Raw genomic sequence first — 18900 nt, forward strand, 5'->3', positions numbered from 1 at the left:
AGAATCGCTCGATTCTGACAATGGAAATGTCAAATGCGATTCCTGATTTGTGAAGACAAATGAGGCCCAGGTGAATTCGCCTGCATCTGTTAGACAGCTCACATTTACCTGCTGCCGACCTGGTAAATGACACGGTCGTCCCAGTGGCAGTTCATATGTAGTCAACAAAACGTCGGTACGGTCGTTTCCATGCGAATTCAGGGAATCGGGGTCCCGGACGTTCGCGAGGTGGTGCGATACGACCTATCTGCATCACTCGTGGTATTTCTCGTGGCCCTGCCATTGTCATTGGGTATTGCGATCGCATCGGGTGCGCCCGTGTTGGCCGGGCTGATAGCGGCGGTCATCGGCGGTGTCGTCGCCGGCCTACTCGGCGGCAGCCGGTTGCAGGTCTCCGGCCCGGCCGCGGGGCTGACCGTCGTGGTGGCCGACATGATCGCCAGTTTCGGTTGGCGCGTCACGTGTTTCATCACCGTGGGTGCCGGAATCCTGCAGCTGCTGTTCGGGATCAGTCGAGTCGCGGGCGCTGCGCTCGGCATCGCTCCGGTCGTGGTGCATGCGATGCTCGCCGGGATCGGGATAACCATTGCGCTGCAACAGGTCCATGTTCTTCTCGGCGGTAGCTCGGCGAGTGGTGCGTGGGAGAACGTCACCACGCTGCCTGCTGGGATCGCCGACGTCAACCTGTCCGACGCCCTTGTCGGTGGAACGGTGATCGCGGTCCTTCTGGCGTGGCCGTTCCTCCCTGCATCGGCGCGCAAGGTGCCGGGTCCGCTCGTCGCGATCGTCGGTGCGACACTCATGGTGATCGCACTCGGGCTCGACGTCGATCGCATCAGCATCGACGGGAGCTTCTTCGAGGCGATCTCGTTGCCCGAGCTTCCCGACAATGGCTGGAGCGCAGTTCTTCTCGGCATTCTGACCGTGGCGCTCATCGCGAGCGTCGAGTCGCTGCTGTCGGCGGTGGCGGTGGACAAGATGCACACCGGACCGCGCGCCGACCTCAACCGCGAGATGTTGGGTCAGGGCAGTGCGAACATCGCCTCGGGTATGCTCGGCGGTCTGCCTGTCACCGGCGTCATCGTACGCAGTACCGCCAATGTCGCCGCGGGTGCTCGCACCCGTGCATCGGCGGTGCTGCACGGAGTGTGGGTGCTGGTCTTCGCCGCACTGCTGACCGGACTGGTCGAGCAGATCCCGACAGCGGCGCTCGCCGGACTGCTCGTGGTGATCGGTATCCAACTGGTGAAACTGGCGCACATGCGAGTTGCGCTGCGCACGGGCGACATGTGGGTCTACGGCATCACGGTGACCTCGGTGGTCTTCCTCAACCTGCTGGAGGGCGTCGCCATCGGGCTCGCCGTCGCGATCGGACTGTTGGTGTGGCGCGTCGTGCGGATCGAGGTGACCTCGGAACCCTCTGGCGCCGAGGGGGCGCGGAAATGGGTTGTGCGCGTACGAGGTTCATTGAGCTTCCTGTCGCTGCCCAAACTGAACAAGGCGCTGGTCGCCGTGCCCGACGCCGCACACCTGACACTCGAACTCGACACCGACTTCCTCGATCACGCGGCGTCGGAGATGCTCGAGGACTTCCGCTGGGCCCACGAGGCCGGTGGCGGCACGGTCCTCGTCGTCGAGAAGGGACGTGCACGCCTGTCCGACGCTCCGCGTCGCCCTCCGCGCCGGCACACCACCGGGTTCGCCGGTCTCACGCCCTGGCGAAGCAGGGTGACCTCGGAATCCGCTGCCGCGCAGGACCGGCCCGCGGCGCTCCGGTCGATCATGGGAGGTGTGAACGACTACGAGCACGAGCATGCGGACGCACTCCAGGCGATGCTGGCCGACGTCACGGAGACCCAGGACCCGGATTCGCTGTTCGTGACCTGCGCGGATTCGCGTCTGTTGCCCAACATCATCACCGCCAGCGGCCCGGGCGACCTGTTCACCGTCCGCAACGTCGGAAACCTGATACCCGCCGATCCGGGTGACGACGTGTCGGTCGAGGCAGCGCTCGAGTTCGCCGTCGGGGAACTCGGTGTGACCTCGATCGTGGTCTGCGGCCACTCCTCGTGCGGCGCCATGCACGCACTCCTCGAGGACGAGTCTTCGGTTGTCGGTACCGCGGACATGGTCGAGGCCGGCCCCATCCGCCGATGGTTGCGGCACGCCATCCCGAGCCTCGCGGCACTTCGGCTGGGTCATCCCGCCGGTCGTGCCGCCGCGGAGATGGGGCTCGCCGAGGTCGATCAGCTGGCCGTGGTCAACGTGGTCAAACAGATGGAGACCCTCACCCGGCATCCCCTGGTCGGGCGTGCGGCAGCCGAGTCGCGCGTGAAGATCGTCGGCCTCTATTTCGACATCGCCACCGCCAGGGTCTTCGAGGTCACTCCCCGGGCTCTCGGACCGGTGACCCACTCGGTGCCGGAGGACATCTCCGCGCGGGGCTGACCGACGGAATAGCCGTCAGAACATGACCGAGCGGAAATGTGTGACGAGCCGGCCTTTGTCGTAGATGTGGAAGGCGATGCCCGGCGGCTGGCCGCGGTTGACGATCTCGGTGCCCTCGAACGGCAGATTCAGTGTCGATGCGACACCAGGCGCGAGGCACAGCGGTCGGTCGGCGAAACGGGTGACCGCCGGTGTGTGCGCGTGGCCGCACAGGAACGCGACGATGTTGGGGTGGTGCTCGACGAGCGGGATCAGTCGCTCCTCGCCGGTCTGCCGGATCGAATCCATGAAGGGCATGTGCAGCTCGACCGGCGGGTGATGGAACGCGATGAAGACAGGTGTGTCCGGGCCCTCGGACTCGAGTTGAGCCGACATCCAGGCGATCGTCCGGTCGTCGAGGTAACCGTCGTTGCGTCCGGGGATCGAGCTGTCGCACATCAGGAACAACACGTCGCCGACGCGTCGGGCATGGTTGATCGGTCCCGACGTCTCGGCGCCGAGCAGGGTGGCGCTGAACGGTTCGCGGACGTCGTGGTTGCCCGCGGTGATGAGGATCGGCAGGGGACTGTCGAGAACGCCGAAGGCCTCTCGGTACTCGCTCGGCGCGCCCTCGTCGGCGATGTCACCGGTGACCAGCAGGACGTCGATTCCGGCCGCTCGCGCATTGATGTAACTCAGCGTCGACTGGATGCGGCTCCGGTTGAACCGCGTCCCGTTGAAATGAAGGTCGCTGATGTGGGCGACAACGAACACGAAAAGCTCCTGTCACGGTCACTGACTTCCACGAGGCTAGTCCTAGGGGCGGCCTCCACGCGCACCACGGGGCCGCCGCGAGTCGAAACACTCTCCACTCCCGATGGTGTGACTCATTCGTCAGACCAATCGGCAGGTCTGATGGCGCACTCGTCCAGGCCGGCGCTCACGCGGTGAGGGTTCGCCGGAACAGGGCCTCGAGTTCGGCAAAATGATGTTCGCAGGCCTCGTGGTGATATGCGGCGATGTCGGACATCGTGTAACCGTGTGCGGCACCCGGGTAGACGGTTGCCGAATGCGTGACGCCGCTGGAGATGAGCGCATGCTCGAACTGGGCGACGGCGGTGTGCGGCAGCGACCGGTCCTTGTCGGCGTGGATGGCGAGCACGAACGCGTCGATGTCGACGAGGTGGAGATGTGGGCTGTCGGCGTCCTCGGTGACGAGTCTGCCGGTGTGGAAGATCCCGACGGCGGCGACCTCGGTGGGACGGGCCGCCGCCAGATTCAGGGCCAGCCGGCCGCCCATGCAATATCCGGTGACGCCGATCGGGCCGGCCGAGACGCCCGGCACCGAGTGCAGCGCGTCGAGATAGGCGACGAGGTCGGCGCGGGCGACGTCGAAGGTCAGGGTGGAGGCCCGGGGCATCGCCCTCTTGAAGAATGCGTCGCGCGCCTCGGGCAGCAGCAGGTCGTCGGCCGGCGCCCATTCCGCGGCGGTGCCGTCGCGGTAGAAGAGGTGCGGTACCGCGACGACGTAACCCCATGACGCGATCCGGTCGGCCATCGCTCGGGTACGGGGGCGCAATCCGATCACGTCGGTGATGAACAGGACACCGGGTAGCGGCGACCCGGCCGCGTCCGCCGGGCGGGCCACGTACATCTCGGTGTCGCCGTAGGCCGCGGGCACTGTGATCGTCTCGCCGTGTACTGCGGGGGTCATGCGTGACTCCTCCTGGTGTGCTGTTGCATTCGGGTCGTTCACGTCGAAACCGTCAGATTCCGGCCGGTGGCGCGGGTGCGGCGTCGGCACCGCGGGGTCGGTGCCGCGGCAGGAACATCGCCGGTACGAAGATCACCGCAGTGAGGGCGAACGCGACCCAGAACGCATACCCGAAGGCGTCGGCCAGCAATGGCCCGACGACGGGCATGGCTTCCGGTGGGACGGAACCGATCTGATCGGTGCCGCCACCGGAGGCCGGGATTTTGTGGGAGTTCAGCTCGTGGGTCAGTCGCTGCGTCAGCGCCGTGACGAGCAACGCGCTACCCAACGACGCGCCGACCTGCTGGATCGCCGAGAGGGTGGGGGCGGCACGGGTCACGACCTCCTTGCTCAGATCGCTGTAGGCGGCCGAGATCGTCGGCATCATCACCGAACCCAGGCCCATGCCGCGGACGAAGAGGGCAACACTCAGCCACAGGTAGGAACTGTCGGAGCCCACATGGGTGAACGGATACGTGCCGATCATCGCCAGCACGACGCCGACGGGGACCACGTATCCGGCGCCGATGCGGTCGGTGATCCGTCCGCCGATCACCATCGCGACGATCGCGCCGAGGCCCTGCGGGGCGAGCAGCAGGCCCGCGTTCAGCGCGCCCTCACCGCGAACGGTCTGGTAGTAGAGCGGAAGGAGCAGCATGCCGCCGAAGAGCCCGATCGCGACCAGGAACACCGACACGGTGCCTGCGGCGAACACCTTGTTGGTGAGGAGCCGGACGTCGACGATCGAGTCCTTGCCCTTGCGCAGACTGTGCCAGGTGTACAGGCCCAGACCCACGGCACCGGCGATGAGCCATCCGAGGACATCGGCCTCGCCGAAGCCACCATGGGAGCTCGCGCGCGACAGACCGTAGAGCAGGGAGACCAGGCTGCCGGAGAGCACGGCGAGGCCGAGGAGGTCGAGACGGTCACGGTCGGGAGCTTTGTCGCCGAACGGCAGTTTCCACACCGCGAGGGCGACCGCGACGAGGCCGACCGGCACGTTGACCAGGAAGATCCAGTGCCAGCTCGTGTACTCGACGAGCAAGCCGCCGATGACCGGCCCGAGGACGGGGCCGAGAAGCATCGGGACGCCGAGGATGGCCATCGCCCGGCCGAGCCGGTCGGGTCCTGCGGCGCGGGTGATGATTGCCTGCCCGGCCGGCAGGAGCATGCCTCCGCCGAGACCCTGCAGGATGCGGAAGACGATCAGGGTCTCGATCGACCACGCCGCCGCACACAGGGCCGAACCCGCGACGAACAGCGTCACCGCGGTGATCCAGGTCGGCTTGGGTCCGAACCGATCCATCGCCCAGCCGGTGAGCGGGATGACGAGGGCGACGGCGAGGAGATATCCGGTGACCACCCACTGCGTCGTCGACAACGAGGCGTCGAGTTCGGTGCTCAGCGACTCCAGGGCGACATTGACGATGGTGGTGTCGAGAACCACCATGACCATGCCCGACACGATCACGAGACCGGTCACGATCACGGAGCGGTCGAGTCTGTTCGACTGTGGCTCGGCGGAATGTGTCATCAGAGATCTCCGGGGAGCTTGTCCCGGCGGATGCCGCGCCAGCTCGGGTGTCGTAGGTGGCCGGCGGTGGTCCAGTCCATGAAGCGCACCTCGCCGACGATCTTGGGCAGCACCCAGACCGCGCTCGACGCGATGGGGCGGTCGAGCTTCTCGAGGAACGGTGACCGGGAGATCTCCAGCGGCTCGAGTTCCTCGGCGAGAGAGCGCAATTGCGCGTCGGTGAATCCGGTGCCGACGCGGCCCACGTATCGCAGCCCGGTCTCCTCGGGCAGGCCGAGCAGCAGCGAACCGATGGTGTGTGACCGGTTGCCACGCCCGGGCCGGTACCCGCCGACGACGACCTCGATGTCGCTCCAGTTCTTGTGTTTCAGCCACTTGGTGGAGCGTCGACCTTGCTGATAGACCGAGTCGCGGCGCTTGGCGACAACACCTTCGAGGTTGTGTTCGCGGCTGTACTCGACCGCCGCGCTCGCGGGTGTCGGCAGCAGCGGGGGGACGTCGACATACGCCGAGCGGCGGAATGCGGGCGCGAGTTCCTCGAGGAGTTCGCGTCGTACCGACCACGGTTTACGCAGCAACGACGTCCCGTTGAGGTAGAGGATGTCGAACAGGTGCAGCTTGAGCGTGTACGGCTCCTCGGTATGCTTGCGCGAGGTGAAGAGCGTGAAGTTGGTGCGGCCGGTGGAGTCGATGGCCACCGCCTCGCCGTCGAGGACGACGTCCATGAGTCCGAGATCGTCAGCGATGCTTGCGAATTCGGGGAAATCCTTCGTCATGTCGATCCCCGAGCGGGACGTGAGACGGAACTCGCCGCCTATCGACCGCACCAGGAGCCGGTAACCGTCCCACTTGCCCTCGAACGCCCAGTCGCGCTCGTCGAGCCTCTCGATCGGCTCGTCGGTCGCGAGCATCGGCCGCGGGTCGGTGAGGCTGTCGGGCACGATGGGGCGTGGTTCGTCGGTCATGAGGTGGGCGAGCCAGTTCTTGTCGCCGGTGCGGATCAGCGCGTACCTGCCCTGGACGCGCTCACCGTGGAGACGGACAATGACCTCTTTGTCGCGCCACTTCTCCAGCTCGAAAGTGCCCTTGTCCCAGATCGATACATGACCGCCGCCGTATTCGCCCGCCGGGATGTCGCCCTCGAAGTCGGCGTAGTCCATCGGATGGTCCTCGGTCTGGACCGCGAGCCGGTTCTGGTCCGGGTCGGTGGGGAGGTTCTTGGGCACGGCCCACGAGACCAGGACCCCGTCGTGTTCGAGGCGGAAGTCGTAGTGGAGCCGTCGGGCGTGGTGTTCCTGGATGACGAAGATCGGTGCGCGCGGACCGGATTCCGGTTCCGTGTCATCGTCGGACTCCTCGAGTCGTCGCCGATGTTCCTCGTCGCCGAAGGGTTCCGGGGTCTTCGACTCGTCGCGTTTGCGACGGTACTCACGCAGATTGATGATCTGACCGGCCTGTGGCTCCGCGTCGGGTCGGGTGTCCGCTTCGTCGGGCGCGTCGTCGGTGGCCGGATCGTCGTCGTACGGCGCGTCGAGTCCATCGAGGAGGTCGCCGACGTCTGCCACCCGATCGAGGACCTCGGTGTAGAGCAACTGGGCGATCTCGGGATCCGCGATCTCGTCCCAGGTGCGCGGCGCCGCGACCCACGGTTGCTCACGTCCGCGTAGCGAGTACGGCGACAGGGTGGTCTTCGAGGCGTTGTTTTGACTCCAGTCGATGAAGACCTTGTCGTCACGGATCTTCTTCGACATGTTGGCGGTGATGAAATCGCTGTTCTGCCGGGCGAACTCGTTCGCGACCTCCCGCGCGACCTTCCTGGCGGCTTCCGAGCTCACCGGTTTGGGCAGCCGGGCGTAGATGTGAATTCCCTTGCCGCCGCTGGTCACCGGGTAGGTGGTGGTGCCGCCCAGCCAGTTCCGGATCTCCATCGCCACGCCCGCGGTCTCGCGCAGGGGGACACGCGGACCGGGGTCGAGGTCGAAGACGATACGGTTCGCCATCCGCTCGCCGTCGGGTCCGATCGGGAGTCGCCATTGTGGGACGTGGATCTCGAGCGCGGCCATCTGGGCGAGCCACACGAGCGCCGCGCGGTCCTCGGCCAGGGCGTATTCGATGACCCGCTCGCTGTGCTGGATGCCGTACCGGCGAACCCACTCCGGTGCGCTGTCGGGGAGGTCCTTCTCGAAGAACGGCGTCGACTCCACGCCGTTCGGCCAGCGTTTGCGGGTGACGATGCGGTCCTGCAGATGCGGCAGCATGACGTCGGCGATGCGCGAGTAGTAGTCGATGACGTCGTACTTGCGGGTCCCGGTCGCCGGATAGAGCACCTTGGAGAGATTGGTGATCGAGATCCGGCGGCCGTCGACCTCCAGGATCTCTCCGCCTGCCATCCTCCCATTCTCCACACCCGGACGTCGAACGGCCGACGATCGCCGCAGAGGTGTCCGCGCCGGTCGCGTTTGTGCCCGGTTGCCGACGTCTCGCGTGAACTACTGGCAGAATGGCCGACATGCGCTCGATCTGGAAGGGCGATCTCAGCTTTGGCCTGGTGAACGTACCGGTCAAGGTCTATTCCGCGACGGAGAGCCACGATCGGAAGTCGTATCAGGTCGACTCCTCCGACGGCACGCGCATCCGCTATCGCCGCGTGCGCGAGGGAACCGACACCGAGGTGGACTACTCCGACATCGCGAACGCCTACGAGGCGGAGTCGGGCGAGACGGTGGTCCTGACCAAGGACGACCTGTCGACGCTGCCGGTGCAGAAGAGCCCGGAGATCTCGATCCTGGAGTTCGTGCCGGCCGAACAGGTCGATCCGATCTACTTCGACAAGCCGTATTACCTGGAACCGTCGTCGAAGTCGCCGAAGGCGTACGTGCTGCTGGCCAAGGCCCTCGAGGAGACCGATCGCTTGGCCATCGCGTCGTTCACCCTGCGCAATCGCACTCGGGTCGCGGCGCTGCGCGTCGTCGACGGGGTGATGACCCTGCAGACACTCCTGTGGCCGGATGAAGTGCGCAAACCCGACTTCGGGTTCCTCGACGAGGACACCGAGATCCGTGACCAGGAACTGAAGATGGCGGCGTCGCTGATCGAGTCGATGGCCTCCGACTACGACCCGTCGGAGTTCGAGGACACCTACCAGAACGAGCTGTCCAAACTCATCGAGGCGAAAGCCGAGGGCAGCGAGGCGTTCCCGGAGCCGGACGAGGAGAAGCCGGACGAAGAGGACTCGGAGGTCGCCGATCTGCTTGCCGCCCTGCGCGCCTCGGTGAAGGACCGGGGAGACTCCGACGACGGGTCCGAGGAGTCGGACACGGCCGCGAAGTCCCCGGCGAAGAAGGCCGCCAAGAAGGCTCCCGCGAAGAAGGCCGCGGCGAAGAAGACCACCGCGAAGAAGGCCACCGCCAAGAAGACCACCGCCAAGAAGGCGCCGGCCAAGAAGGCCTCCCGAAAAGCCAGCTGATCGTGCTCTCCCGCGGATATTCGCTGGCCTGAGACCCGCCGCGTCCGGCAAGCTCGAAGGGTGAGCACCTCCGTCGACACCCGTCTGCCGCGCGCCCTGAAGCCCCTGGCGCGAAAGCAGTACCGGCTGTTGGCGTCGGGTCTGATCCTGGCGATGTTCGGTGACGGGATCTGGACGATAGCCGTGATCTGGCAGGTCATCGCACTCGGCGGTGGACCCGGGCAGGTGTCGTTGGCGACCGGTGTCGCCGCGGTCGGCATGCTCGTCTCCACCCTGGTCGGCGGTGTGCTGGCCGATCGGGTTTCGCAGCGCCACATCATGGTCGGCCTCGAGGTCACCAAGATGCTGGCATTCGGTGCGGTGGGTGTGGCGTCGGTGGCCGGTGTCCTCGACCTCTGGATGGTCGTCGCGGCCTCGCTCCTCGCGGGCGTCACGATGGGCATGTACTACCCGGCGTACTCGGCGCTGCTGCCCGGTGTGGTCTCGGCGTCGGAACTACAGGCGGCGAACGGTATCGAGGGCTTCTTCCGGCCGGTCGTGTTCCAGGCGGTCGGTCCGATGATCGCCGGCGCGATCATCGGGGCCACCGCGCCGGGACAAGCGGTGGTGCTCGCCGCCGTCGCGTCCGTCGCGTCGGGATTCTGCTATCTGCTGATGACCCCGGTGACGTCGCGACGACTGGGCGATCCGGAGAGTTCGGAGGCCGAGATCGCGCGCACGAACGCAGGTGCCGGCGGTGTTGTCGTCGACCTCGTCGAGGGCTTCGTCTACATGATCCGCACCCCGTGGCTGTGGGGGACGTTGTTCTTCGCCTGCGTCCTGGTGCTGGCGACGATGGGACCGATCGAGGTGCTGGTGCCCTTCGCGTTGCGCGAGCGCATCGACGGTGGCGCCTCCCAGCATGCGTGGGTGCTCGCCGGGTTCGGGATCGGCGCGGCCGCCACGTCGTTGGTGTTCGCGTCGCTGCCGATGCCGCGGCGGTATCTGACCGTCATGTTCGGCATATGGTCGTTCTCGAGCGTGCCGCTCGTCCTGATGGGTGTTGCCGACGCGACCTGGATGTTCGTCGCGGCCGGGGTCGGCATGGGCGTGATGTTCGACGGCCCGATGGTCTTGTGGGGGACGCTGCTCCAGCGCCGGGTCCCGCCCGCACTGCTCGGCCGGATCGCGAGTCTCGACTTCTTCGTGTCGGTCGCGCTGATGCCGGTGTCGATGGCGATCGCCGCCCCGGTCTCGGCGGCGATCGGGCTGACCGCGACGTTCGTCCTGGCCGGCCTCCTGCCGGTGCCGATCGCGTGGGGTTTCTACCTCGCGGCCCGCATGTGGCGCGACGAGATCGAGAACCCGCTCGACGACGAGGTGCCGCCGAAGCTGGTGTCGATGAACGAGTGACCCGCCGGTCCCGCGCCCGGGCTACCGCAGAACCTCCGCCGCGCCCGCGATGACCATCTCCGTGAGGTGTTGCAGCAGAGGCGAACTGAGTTTCCAGTACTGCCAGTAGAGCGGGACGTCGAGGTGGTGGTCGGCGATCAGGCGCACCCGGCCGTCGTCGAGCGCGTCCCGGATCTGGACGACCGGCACTGCGCCCCAGCCGATTCCGAGGGACACCGCGCGGTGGTACTCCGTCGACGCCGGGATGTAGGCCGCGGGCGGGTCGACGGCGCGTCCGGCCAACGCGGCCACCATGTTCAGCTGGATGTGGTCGTTGCGATCGAACTGGACCATCGGGGCCCGCGACAGTGCGTCGGCATCGAGGCCGTCGGACAGCCAGGCGTCGATGAATTCCGGTGTCGCGACCGGTAGATACCGCATGCTGCCGAGTGATTGCAGGGCGCAGCCGCGGATGGCGAGAGGGTCGGACGTCACCGCGGCGAGTGCATCACCCGACCTGAGCAGGGCGCTGCTGCGCGTCTCGTCGTCGCGGAACACCTCGACGGCCACGGCGTGGTCCCGGTGGAACCGGGCGAGGACCGGGAGCAACCAGGTTGCCAGCGAGTCGGCGTTCGTCGCGATCGGGAGATGCACTCGGGGTCGCGCGGTGACCGGCGTGTCGTCGTCGCCGGGTTCGCCGACGAACTCGGCTCGGGTCTCGGCGAGCAACAGCTCCCACTGCCTGGCGAGGCGGACCAGCACCTCGCCGTCGGGGGTCGCCGACGCCGGTTTGGTCCGACGCAGCACCACCCGCCCGACGGCCGACTCCAGCGCCTTGATCCGCTGGCTCACCGCCGAGGGCGTGATGTGCAGCGACGCCGCCGCGGCGTCGAACGTTCCCTCGCGCAGGACTGCGGCCAGCGTGCGCAGACCTTCCTGACTGATGTCCATGCGACCACGCTAGATGAAGAACAGCTGATGATTCTTTAGAAACATTCGCTGTACTGATCGGATAGGCGGTCTTAGCGTTCCTTTCGTGTCCACCTACCTCCTCCCCGCGATCGCCGGCCTGCTCACCGGCGCCGGCCTGATCGTCGCGATCGGTCCGCAGAACGTCTTCGTCCTCCGGCAGGGTGTGGCGCGCCGGCACACGGGCGCGATCGTCGCCGTGTGCGCGATCTCCGACGTCGTGCTGATCGTCGCGGGAGTGGCCGGACTCGGCGCGATCGTCGCCGCGCATCCACAGGTGATCACCGTCGGCAAGATCGTCGGCGGTCTCTACGTGCTCGCGCTCGGGCTGCTCGCCGCGAAGCGCTGCCTGCGCAGCAACGAGGCCATCGCCGCGAACGCCGAGGAGGCCGAATCCGCCGGTCGATGGGTCGCCGTCGGTACGGCGCTGGCGCTCACCTGGCTCAATCCGCACGTCTATCTCGACACCGTCCTGACCATGGGTGCGATCGCCAACGGCCACGGAAACGGCAAGTGGGCCTTCGCCATCGGCGCGTGCGTGGCCAGCATCCTCTGGTTCACCGCGCTCGGCGGGGGTGCTCGGCGGCTGTCGCATCTCTTCGCCAGCCCGCGGGCGTGGAAGATCCTCGACGGTGTCGTCGCGGTCATCATGATCGGCATGGCGATCGCGCTCTTCGCATCGGTCTGATCGCGGCGGTCCGGCTGCGTCGCACCGTCGCGCCCGGAATAGGCGCAGCAACTTTCGGGTAAACCGGACGGCGTGACCCTCAGTGCCTCAGCCCCGCCGACGACGCGAGCGTCGCGGATCTCGCCGTCCGATGTGCGTGGGCTGGTGTCCGGCACGAGACGAATCCTCGCCCGCGGCGACCTCGCCGCCGCCGCGGCCACAATGACGTACTACGCGGCGATCGCGGTCGTGCCCTGGGTGCTGCTGGCCATCTGGTCCACGACGTGGGTGCGCGGCGCGTCCGACGCGGCGAGCACGTGGCTGGGCCTGGACGTCCTGATCCCACCGGCCATGGGTGGCCGCGAGGTCTTCGACGAGGCGGTCGCGGTCGGCACCGGCCTGTCCGCCCTGAGCGCGCTCGTGCTCCTGTTCCCCGCGTCGTTCTACGGCGAGGGCCTCCGCCGCGCGTGCCTGACCCTGTACCCGGAGAAGGACCGCTTCACCGGCTGGCGGTCCCGCCTGTCGATCCTGGCACTGTTCGTCCTGGTGCCGCCGTTGACGCACGTCGCGGTCGCGGTGGGCGGGTCGATCACCGGACTGGCGCCGGACGGCGGTGGTACCGGGGGCTTCTGGGACCTCGCGGCTCGGGTGGTCATCGGTTTCGTCACGGTGTGGCTCACCGTCGCCGCCGCACTGACCTGGGTGTACTGGAAAGTGACGCCGGGTGGCCCGAGCCTGGCCGTCGCCGCGGTGACGGCGCTCGGCACGGCGTCGTTCATCGCGGGCTTCGTGCAGGGATTCCTGCTGTTCCTGTCCCTGCCCATCGACGTCGGGATCCCGTACGGAGGTCTGCGCGTCATCGGCGGAGTGGTGGCGGCCGGGCTCTGGCTCTTCGTCCTGCACATACTGGTGATCGTGGGATGGGCTGTCGGACAAGCGCTCGGTGAGGTTCGGAAAGCGGGGGTCCGGCGAGCAGGGGCCCGAGCAGGTGACGATGCCGGCTGAACCGGGTGGCCTGGCCCGCGACAGGCAGCGTGCGCGCCGGTCGCAACGGGAGAGCGTCCTCGACGCGTGGTCGGAGCTGCACGGCGGCATCGACCCGCGCGACTCGTTCTGGGTCGAGCGGTGGGTGCTCCTCAGCAGCGCCTGCGCCCGACCGCTCGTGCGACTCGGCGCCACCCCGAACGCGATCACCGTCTGCGGTGCCGCGGTCACCGCGATCGCCTTCGCGGTGACCTTCGCCGGTCGTGGGTGGTTCGCCGTGGCGGCCCTCGTCATACTCCTCGCCGCGGTCCTCGACGGGGTGGACGGCGCCATCGCAGCGCAGACCGGGGCGGCGACGCGGTGGGGCCGCATCCTCGACACGCTGGCCGACCGGTGGTCGGACATCTTCCTCGCCGGGATCGTCGTGATGGCCGGCGCGCCGCCGTGGCTGGGCGTGGTGATCGCGGTGCTCACGCTGTTTCTGGAGGGCATCCGGGCCACCGCCCAGGCGGCGGGCATGGTCGGCCCGGGCGCGGTCACGGTGTGGGAGCGGCCGTCACGCGTCATCCTGGCCGTGATCGCGACGGTCATGGCCGCGATCGTCTGGCAGGTCGGTCTGTCCGCCGGTGGTGCTCAGGCGCTGGCGGCGATCACCGCCGGGATCGGTGCGATCCTCGCGGTGATCGGCGTACTTCAGTTGTTGCTCGCGGTGTTCCGACAGACCCGCGGGCTGCCCGCCTGATCAGGCCCGTCGCTGCCGGAAGCCGGAGAGCGCCAGCAGGATCGCGCCGACGGCGACCCACCCGAGAAGGACCCAGAGCGGACCGGCGATCGAGGCGTCGGGGAAGTAGGCGACCGACCGGGTGAGGGTGCCGCCCGCGCCCGTCGGCAGCCACTGACCGAGAGTTCCCCACGGAGCAGGGAGCAGATACGGCGACGACGCGAGCCCGGACAGCGGGTTGGAGATCAGCATCATCAGGATCGCCGCGATGCCGACGCCCGGCGTCCCGAGGAGTGCGCCCGCTCCGGCGGTGAACCAGGAGATCGCGCCGATCATCAGCGCGAGCGCCAGTGCCACCGGCATCACGCGTCCGTCGATCACCCCGAGCCACGACCAGACCGCCGCGAAACCGAGGCCGGCGACCAGCGGACCGAGCAGGACGACGGTGGCCTGCATCCAGACGCGGCCGGCCAGGGCGATCGCCGACGATGCACCGAGTGCGATACCGGCGATGAGCAGCGGCAGCAGTCCGGCCGCGAAGCCGGTTCCCCGTGCGTCGGTGGACGGCGGCGCGACCACCGACTCGGTGGTCACCGGCAACGACTGTGCGGTCGCGATGCCGGTGCCGACCCCCGCGACGATCTGTGCCAGCGCGGGAGATCCGGCTTCGGCGGTCAGGATGGTGACTCCCTCGGGACCGACGGTGATGGCGCCGGCGATGTCGCGGGACTCGATCGCGCTCCGCGCGGCGGCGGGGTCGGCGAACCGCTCGATCGCGAAGGCGTCGTCACCTGCGCGGTCGGCCAGCGCCGACTCGATGGCCTGCGCCGCCGGGGCCGGGGCGACCAGTCCGAGCGGGACCTCGTGCGGTTCGGGGTCCACGGCGAGCGAGACGAACATCGCGGCGATCGTGCTGATCACGATCGGGATCGCGAGCACCAGGGCGGCGACGATGCGCCACGACGGGGTGTGCGCCTCGGGAGCGTCGGGCGGCTGCGCCGCGGTGGCGGACTGTCGATCCGACTCTTCGGCAAACGTGGTCATCATGGCCTCCAAAAAGAACGAACTCTCGTTTTTGGAAGTATGCGCTCGGCTGGGTCAACAATCAAGAACGAATATTCGTTTTATACTTGCCGAATGCCGAAGATCAGCGAAGAACGCAAGCTCGAGCGCAGTCAGCAGATTCTCGACGCCGCCCGCCGCTGCTTCGCCGAGAAGGGATTCCACCGGGCCTCGATGTCCGACGTGATCCGCGAATCGGGGCTGAGCGCCGGCGCGGTGTACTCCTACTACTCGTCCAAGGAGCAACTGATCGCCGCGGTGGCGCGGTCGGTGTTCCTGGCGTACGAATCCGGCCTCGGCGACCTCGTCGACGGTGACGGCGCTCCCGCGTCGCCCGAGGACGCCATCCGGATACTCGCGGCGCATGTGCTGGCCGAGATCGCACCGCTCACCGAAGACTTCCGGATGGTGATGACCATCTGGGGTGAGGCGGCCAACAACCCCGAGTTGCGGGAGATCGTCCGCGAGATCATCCGGGGACTCCGCGCGGTCTTCGAGCACGTCCTGGTCCGGTGGCGCGACGCCGGCCACGAACTGCCTGGTCAACCCGCAGATCTGGCGTTGCCGATGGTCTCGGTGATGCAGGGCGTCGTCGTGCAGCAGTCACTCGTCGGTGACGTCGACGTGGACGCTTACGTGGACACCTGGTGCGCGCTCATGCGTGCAGCGGGCCTCGGCGACGAGATGTGATCCGCCCGACCTGCCTACCATCTAGGCGAGCTCCGTCGAGTCGCGGGACATCTCCTCGCTCTGCTTCTGGTCCGATCGGCCCATCCGATCCGGGCCTCGGTGACGAAGAATGGGAGAACCTGCTCTCGACCCCGACGATCTCGACTTCTGATGAGGAACTGATGACCAACGACTCGGTGGTTCTCGCCGACGCCGACGGCCGCCCGTGCGGCACCGCCGACCGCGAGGGCGTGCACGGCGTCGACACGCCGCTGCACTTCGCGTTCTCGTGTCACCTGGTCGACGGCGACCGGATCCTCATGACCCGTCGGGCCCTGTCCAAGCGCAGCTGGCCGGGAGTGTGGACCAACTCGTTCTGCGGCCATCCGCGGCCGGGTGAGTCCGTCGTCGACGCCGTGCATCGGTACGCGCAGCGTGAACTCGGGATCGACGTCGACGACGTGCGCTGCATCCTGCCCGATTTCCGCTACCGGGCCGTCGACGCGAGCGGCATCGTGGAGAACGAGATCTGCCCCGTCTTCGTCGCGCGTCCGGTCGGCGCCCTCGAACCGAATCCGGATGAGGTCGCCGAGTACGCGTGGGCCGAGGTGCCCGACGTGTGGGACCTCGTCGCGAAGACGCCGTGGGCGGTCAGTCCGTGGTTCGCCGACCAGGTCCGTCAACTGCCGGGCCCGCATCCCCACCATCCCCGACGTCACACCGCAGGAGCGATCGGATGATGCATCTACCAGGTCATATCGAAGTGGTCCCGCCGCACCGGCGGTACGACGCCGTCGCCGAGGCGAGCGCGGCGCTGGTGATCAGGTCGTACTCGAGTTCGTTCGGGCTCGCCTCACGCCTGCTCGCCCCCGCGATCCGCCGCGACGTCCGCAACATCTACGCGCTCGTCCGGGTCGCCGACGAGATCGTCGACGCACCGCGCCCCGAACAGGGTCTCGTCGACCGCAGCAACGAACTCGACCAACTCGAGGAACAGACCGCCGCGGCGATGATCACCGGATCGAGCAGCAACCTGGTGGTGCATGCCTTCGCCCGGACCGCCCGACGCGTCGGGATCGACCTGGCCCTCGTGACGCCGTTCTTCGATTCGATGCGAGCGGATCTCACGCAGGTCGAGCACGACTTCGAGAGCCTGGCCGCCTACATCTACGGCTCGGCCGAGGTCGTCGGCCTGATGTGCCTGCGGGCGTTCCTCGCCGAGGAGTCCAAGGCGGATGCGCGCTACGACCACCTCGCACCGGGTGCGCGTCGACTCGGCGCGGCTTTCCAGAAGATCAACTTCCTGCGCGACTTCGGCGAGGACTGTGACGGATTGGGCCGTCGGTATCTCGTCGGTCTGAACCCGGACAAGCCGGATGAAGACGCGTGGTCGCTGTGGCTCGACGACATCGACCTCGACCTCACCGCTGCGGCGGAGGCCATCCCTCACCTCCCTGCGAGCAGTCGTGTCGCCGTGTGCACCGCCCACGACCTGTTCGCGGAACTGACTGCGCGACTGCGTGAGTCCTCGGCGTCGGAGGCCAGGCGTCAACGCGTCCGGGTTCCCAACGCCGGCAAGGCAAAGATCGCGGCCGGCGCGGTCGCCCGCCGCGGAATGCCGCGTGGAGCACGGGGAGTGACCGCATGACCGCTCGTAAACGCATCGTCGTCATCGGCGGCGGTGTCGCCGGCCTGGCCACCGCCGCGCTGCTCGCCCACGACGGGCACGACGTCGAGGTGATCGAGAAGAACGACGACCTCGGTGGACGTGCCGGGCTGTGGAGCAAGGACGACTTCCGGTTCGACACCGGCCCGTCGTGGTGGCTCATGCCCGAGGTCTTCGACCACTACTTCGAGATGCTCGGCACCTCGACGGAAGAGCAGCTCGACCTCGTGCGGCTCGACCCCGGATACCGAGTGTTCTTCGGGGAGCACGGCTCCGACGAACCGCCGATCGACATCTTCGGCGACCTGGACCGCAACCGCGAGGTGTTCGAGCAGGTCGAGCCGGGCGCCGGTGCCGCGCTCGATTCCTACCTCGAGACCGCGCGTCAGGCGTATGACCTTGCCGTCGAACGGTTCCTGTACACCAGCTTCGACTCCCCGCGCGCGTTCCTGAGTCTGCCGGTACTGCGCCACGCGTCGACTCTCGCATCGCTGCTGACCCGCTCGCTGCAGTCGTTCATCTCGTCGCGCTTCAGCGACCGACGGTTGCAGCAGGTGCTCGGGTATCCGGCCGTGTTCCTCGGCTCGTCGCCGGAACGGACGCCGTCGATGTACCACCTGATGAGCTGGCTGGATCTGGCCGACGGGGTCCGATACCCCAAGGGCGGCTTCACGACTCTCGTCGACGCACTCGAACGCGTCGCGCGCGAACGCGGTGTGGTGATCCACACCGGAACGGCGGCCACCTCCGTGCTCACGCGGGAACGTCCGGGTCGCCGGCTGCGCCGCCGCGCCGAGGTGGTCGGGGTTCGCGTGCAGACATCCGACGGGGGAACACGAGATGTGCCCGCCGACATCGTCGTCGGCGCGGCCGATCTGCATCATCTGGAGACGAAGCTCCTGCCCGATGATCTGCAGACCTTCCCGCAGCGCTACTGGGAGCGCGCGACGTCGGGGCCGGGTGCGGTGCTGGCCTACCTCGGCGTGAGCGGTGAGCTGCCCGAACTGGCACATCACTCCCTGTTCTTCACCGAGGACTGGAAGACCAACTTCGACGCCATCTTCGAAACTCCCACGCGGATACCCGATCCCGCGTCGCTCTACGTGTGCAAGCCGTCGGCCACCGACGACTCGGTCGCGCCGGCCGATCATGAGAACGTCTTCATCCTGGTGCCCGTCCCACCCGATCCCGGTCTCGGTCACGGTGGCGTGAACGGCGGCGGTGACCCCGACATCGAGAAGGTGGCCGACCGTGCCATCGCGATGATCGGCCAGTGGTCGGGTGTTCCCGACCTCGCCGACCGCATCGTCGTCCGCCGCACCGTCGGCCCGGCCGACTTCGTCGACAATGTGAACTCCTGGTGCGGTGGTGCTCTCGGACCGGCACACACGTTGCGTCAGAGCGCATTCCTGCGTTCGACGAACCGCTCACGCAAGGTCGAGGGGTTGTACTACGCGGGATCGAGCACGCGTCCGGGTATCGGCCTGCCGATGTGCCTGATCAGCGCGGAACTGATCCGCAAGCGGCTCAACGGGGATCGCTCCGTGGGACCGACGCGGCCAATCACTGCTCCCTGAGGTGCGGTGCCCCGCTCGCTCCCTGAGGTGCGAT

Annotated in this window: 16 protein-coding genes; 10 read left to right on the forward strand and 6 right to left on the reverse strand. The window is 67.7% G+C overall.

Annotated features, from left to right (window positions below):
- Positions 1 to 189: 189 nt before the first annotated feature.
- Entirely contained in the window at positions 190 to 2448 is a 2259-nt protein-coding gene (locus tag BLU62_RS24995) for a SulP family inorganic anion transporter (protein ID WP_074852538.1), read from the forward strand.
- 15 nt (positions 2449 to 2463) lie between these two features.
- Here BLU62_RS24995 and BLU62_RS25000 read toward each other — a convergent pair whose 3' ends face one another.
- The 4 genes from BLU62_RS25000 to BLU62_RS25015 form a co-directional block, all read right to left on the reverse strand.
- Positions 2464 to 3201 carry a metallophosphoesterase family protein gene (locus tag BLU62_RS25000; protein ID WP_074852539.1) on the reverse strand — a complete coding sequence of 246 codons (738 nt, stop codon included), beginning with the start codon at positions 3199 to 3201 and terminating at the stop codon, positions 2464 to 2466.
- A gap of 166 nt (positions 3202 to 3367) precedes the next feature.
- Positions 3368 to 4141 (reverse strand): dienelactone hydrolase family protein, encoded by a 774-nt coding sequence (locus tag BLU62_RS25005; RefSeq protein WP_074853265.1) that lies wholly within the window; start codon positions 4139 to 4141, stop codon positions 3368 to 3370.
- 52 nt (positions 4142 to 4193) lie between these two features.
- The gene (locus tag BLU62_RS25010) at positions 4194 to 5714 is read right to left on the reverse strand and encodes a DHA2 family efflux MFS transporter permease subunit (protein WP_074852540.1); all 1521 of its coding nucleotides are present in this window, start codon (positions 5712 to 5714) and stop codon (positions 4194 to 4196) included.
- Entirely contained in the window at positions 5714 to 8104 is a 2391-nt protein-coding gene (locus BLU62_RS25015) for an ATP-dependent DNA ligase (RefSeq protein WP_074852541.1), read from the reverse strand. The genes BLU62_RS25010 and BLU62_RS25015 overlap by 1 nt, the downstream gene beginning before the upstream one ends.
- A 119-nt stretch (positions 8105 to 8223) precedes the next feature.
- Here BLU62_RS25015 and ku point away from each other — a divergent pair, with 119 nt between their 5' ends.
- Both ku and BLU62_RS25025 read left to right on the forward strand, forming a co-directional pair.
- Positions 8224 to 9180, forward strand: coding sequence for a non-homologous end joining protein Ku (gene ku, locus BLU62_RS25020; protein WP_483099064.1), 957 nt, complete (start codon positions 8224 to 8226; stop codon positions 9178 to 9180).
- A gap of 60 nt (positions 9181 to 9240) precedes the next feature.
- The gene (locus BLU62_RS25025) at positions 9241 to 10572 is read left to right on the forward strand and encodes an MFS transporter (protein WP_074852543.1); all 1332 of its coding nucleotides are present in this window, start codon (positions 9241 to 9243) and stop codon (positions 10570 to 10572) included.
- A gap of 21 nt (positions 10573 to 10593) precedes the next feature.
- Here BLU62_RS25025 and BLU62_RS25030 read toward each other — a convergent pair whose 3' ends face one another.
- Positions 10594 to 11502: a LysR family transcriptional regulator ArgP gene (locus BLU62_RS25030; RefSeq protein WP_074852544.1), complete on the reverse strand. Its 909-nt coding sequence runs from the start codon at positions 11500 to 11502 to the stop codon at positions 10594 to 10596.
- An 85-nt stretch (positions 11503 to 11587) separates the two neighbouring features.
- On the opposite strand from BLU62_RS25030, the gene BLU62_RS25035 reads away from it, so the two are divergent.
- The 3 genes from BLU62_RS25035 (at position 11588) to BLU62_RS25045 (ending at position 13913) form a co-directional block, all read left to right on the forward strand.
- On the forward strand, positions 11588 to 12208 hold the full coding sequence (locus tag BLU62_RS25035; protein ID WP_074852545.1) for a LysE/ArgO family amino acid transporter: 621 nt from the start codon (positions 11588 to 11590) through the stop codon (positions 12206 to 12208).
- Positions 12209 to 12280: 72 nt separating this feature from the next.
- Complete coding sequence (locus BLU62_RS25040; RefSeq protein WP_074852546.1) at positions 12281 to 13192, forward strand: YhjD/YihY/BrkB family envelope integrity protein; 912 nt, start codon at positions 12281 to 12283, stop codon at positions 13190 to 13192.
- Positions 13182 to 13913 (forward strand): CDP-alcohol phosphatidyltransferase family protein, encoded by a 732-nt coding sequence (locus tag BLU62_RS25045; protein ID WP_084811882.1) that lies wholly within the window; start codon positions 13182 to 13184, stop codon positions 13911 to 13913. Before BLU62_RS25040 ends, BLU62_RS25045 begins: the two co-directional genes overlap by 11 nt.
- On the opposite strand, the gene BLU62_RS25050 is transcribed toward BLU62_RS25045, so the two are convergent.
- Positions 13914 to 14936, reverse strand: a complete 1023-nt coding sequence (locus BLU62_RS25050) for an ABC transporter permease (protein ID WP_074853269.1) — start codon at positions 14934 to 14936, stop codon at positions 13914 to 13916. It abuts the gene before it with no gap.
- 93 nt (positions 14937 to 15029) lie between these two features.
- Here BLU62_RS25050 and BLU62_RS25055 point away from each other — a divergent pair, with 93 nt between their 5' ends.
- The 4 genes from BLU62_RS25055 (at position 15030) to crtI (ending at position 18866) form a co-directional block, all read left to right on the forward strand.
- Complete coding sequence (locus BLU62_RS25055; protein ID WP_074852547.1) at positions 15030 to 15644, forward strand: TetR/AcrR family transcriptional regulator; 615 nt, start codon at positions 15030 to 15032, stop codon at positions 15642 to 15644.
- A gap of 161 nt (positions 15645 to 15805) precedes the next feature.
- A complete protein-coding gene (gene idi / locus BLU62_RS25060) occupies positions 15806 to 16363 on the forward strand; it encodes an isopentenyl-diphosphate Delta-isomerase (protein ID WP_074852548.1) in 558 nt (185 codons plus the stop codon).
- Positions 16360 to 17271 carry a phytoene/squalene synthase family protein gene (locus BLU62_RS25065; protein WP_074852549.1) on the forward strand — a complete coding sequence of 304 codons (912 nt, stop codon included), beginning with the start codon at positions 16360 to 16362 and terminating at the stop codon, positions 17269 to 17271. The genes idi and BLU62_RS25065 overlap by 4 nt, the downstream gene beginning before the upstream one ends.
- Entirely contained in the window at positions 17268 to 18866 is a 1599-nt protein-coding gene (crtI, locus tag BLU62_RS25070; RefSeq protein ID WP_074852550.1) for a phytoene desaturase family protein, read from the forward strand. Before BLU62_RS25065 ends, crtI begins: the two co-directional genes overlap by 4 nt.
- The last annotated feature ends 34 nt before the right edge of the window (positions 18867 to 18900 follow it).

The sequence above is a fragment of the Gordonia westfalica genome (assembly GCF_900105725.1).
GTDB classification, from domain to species: Bacteria; Actinomycetota; Actinomycetes; order Mycobacteriales; family Mycobacteriaceae; genus Gordonia; species Gordonia westfalica.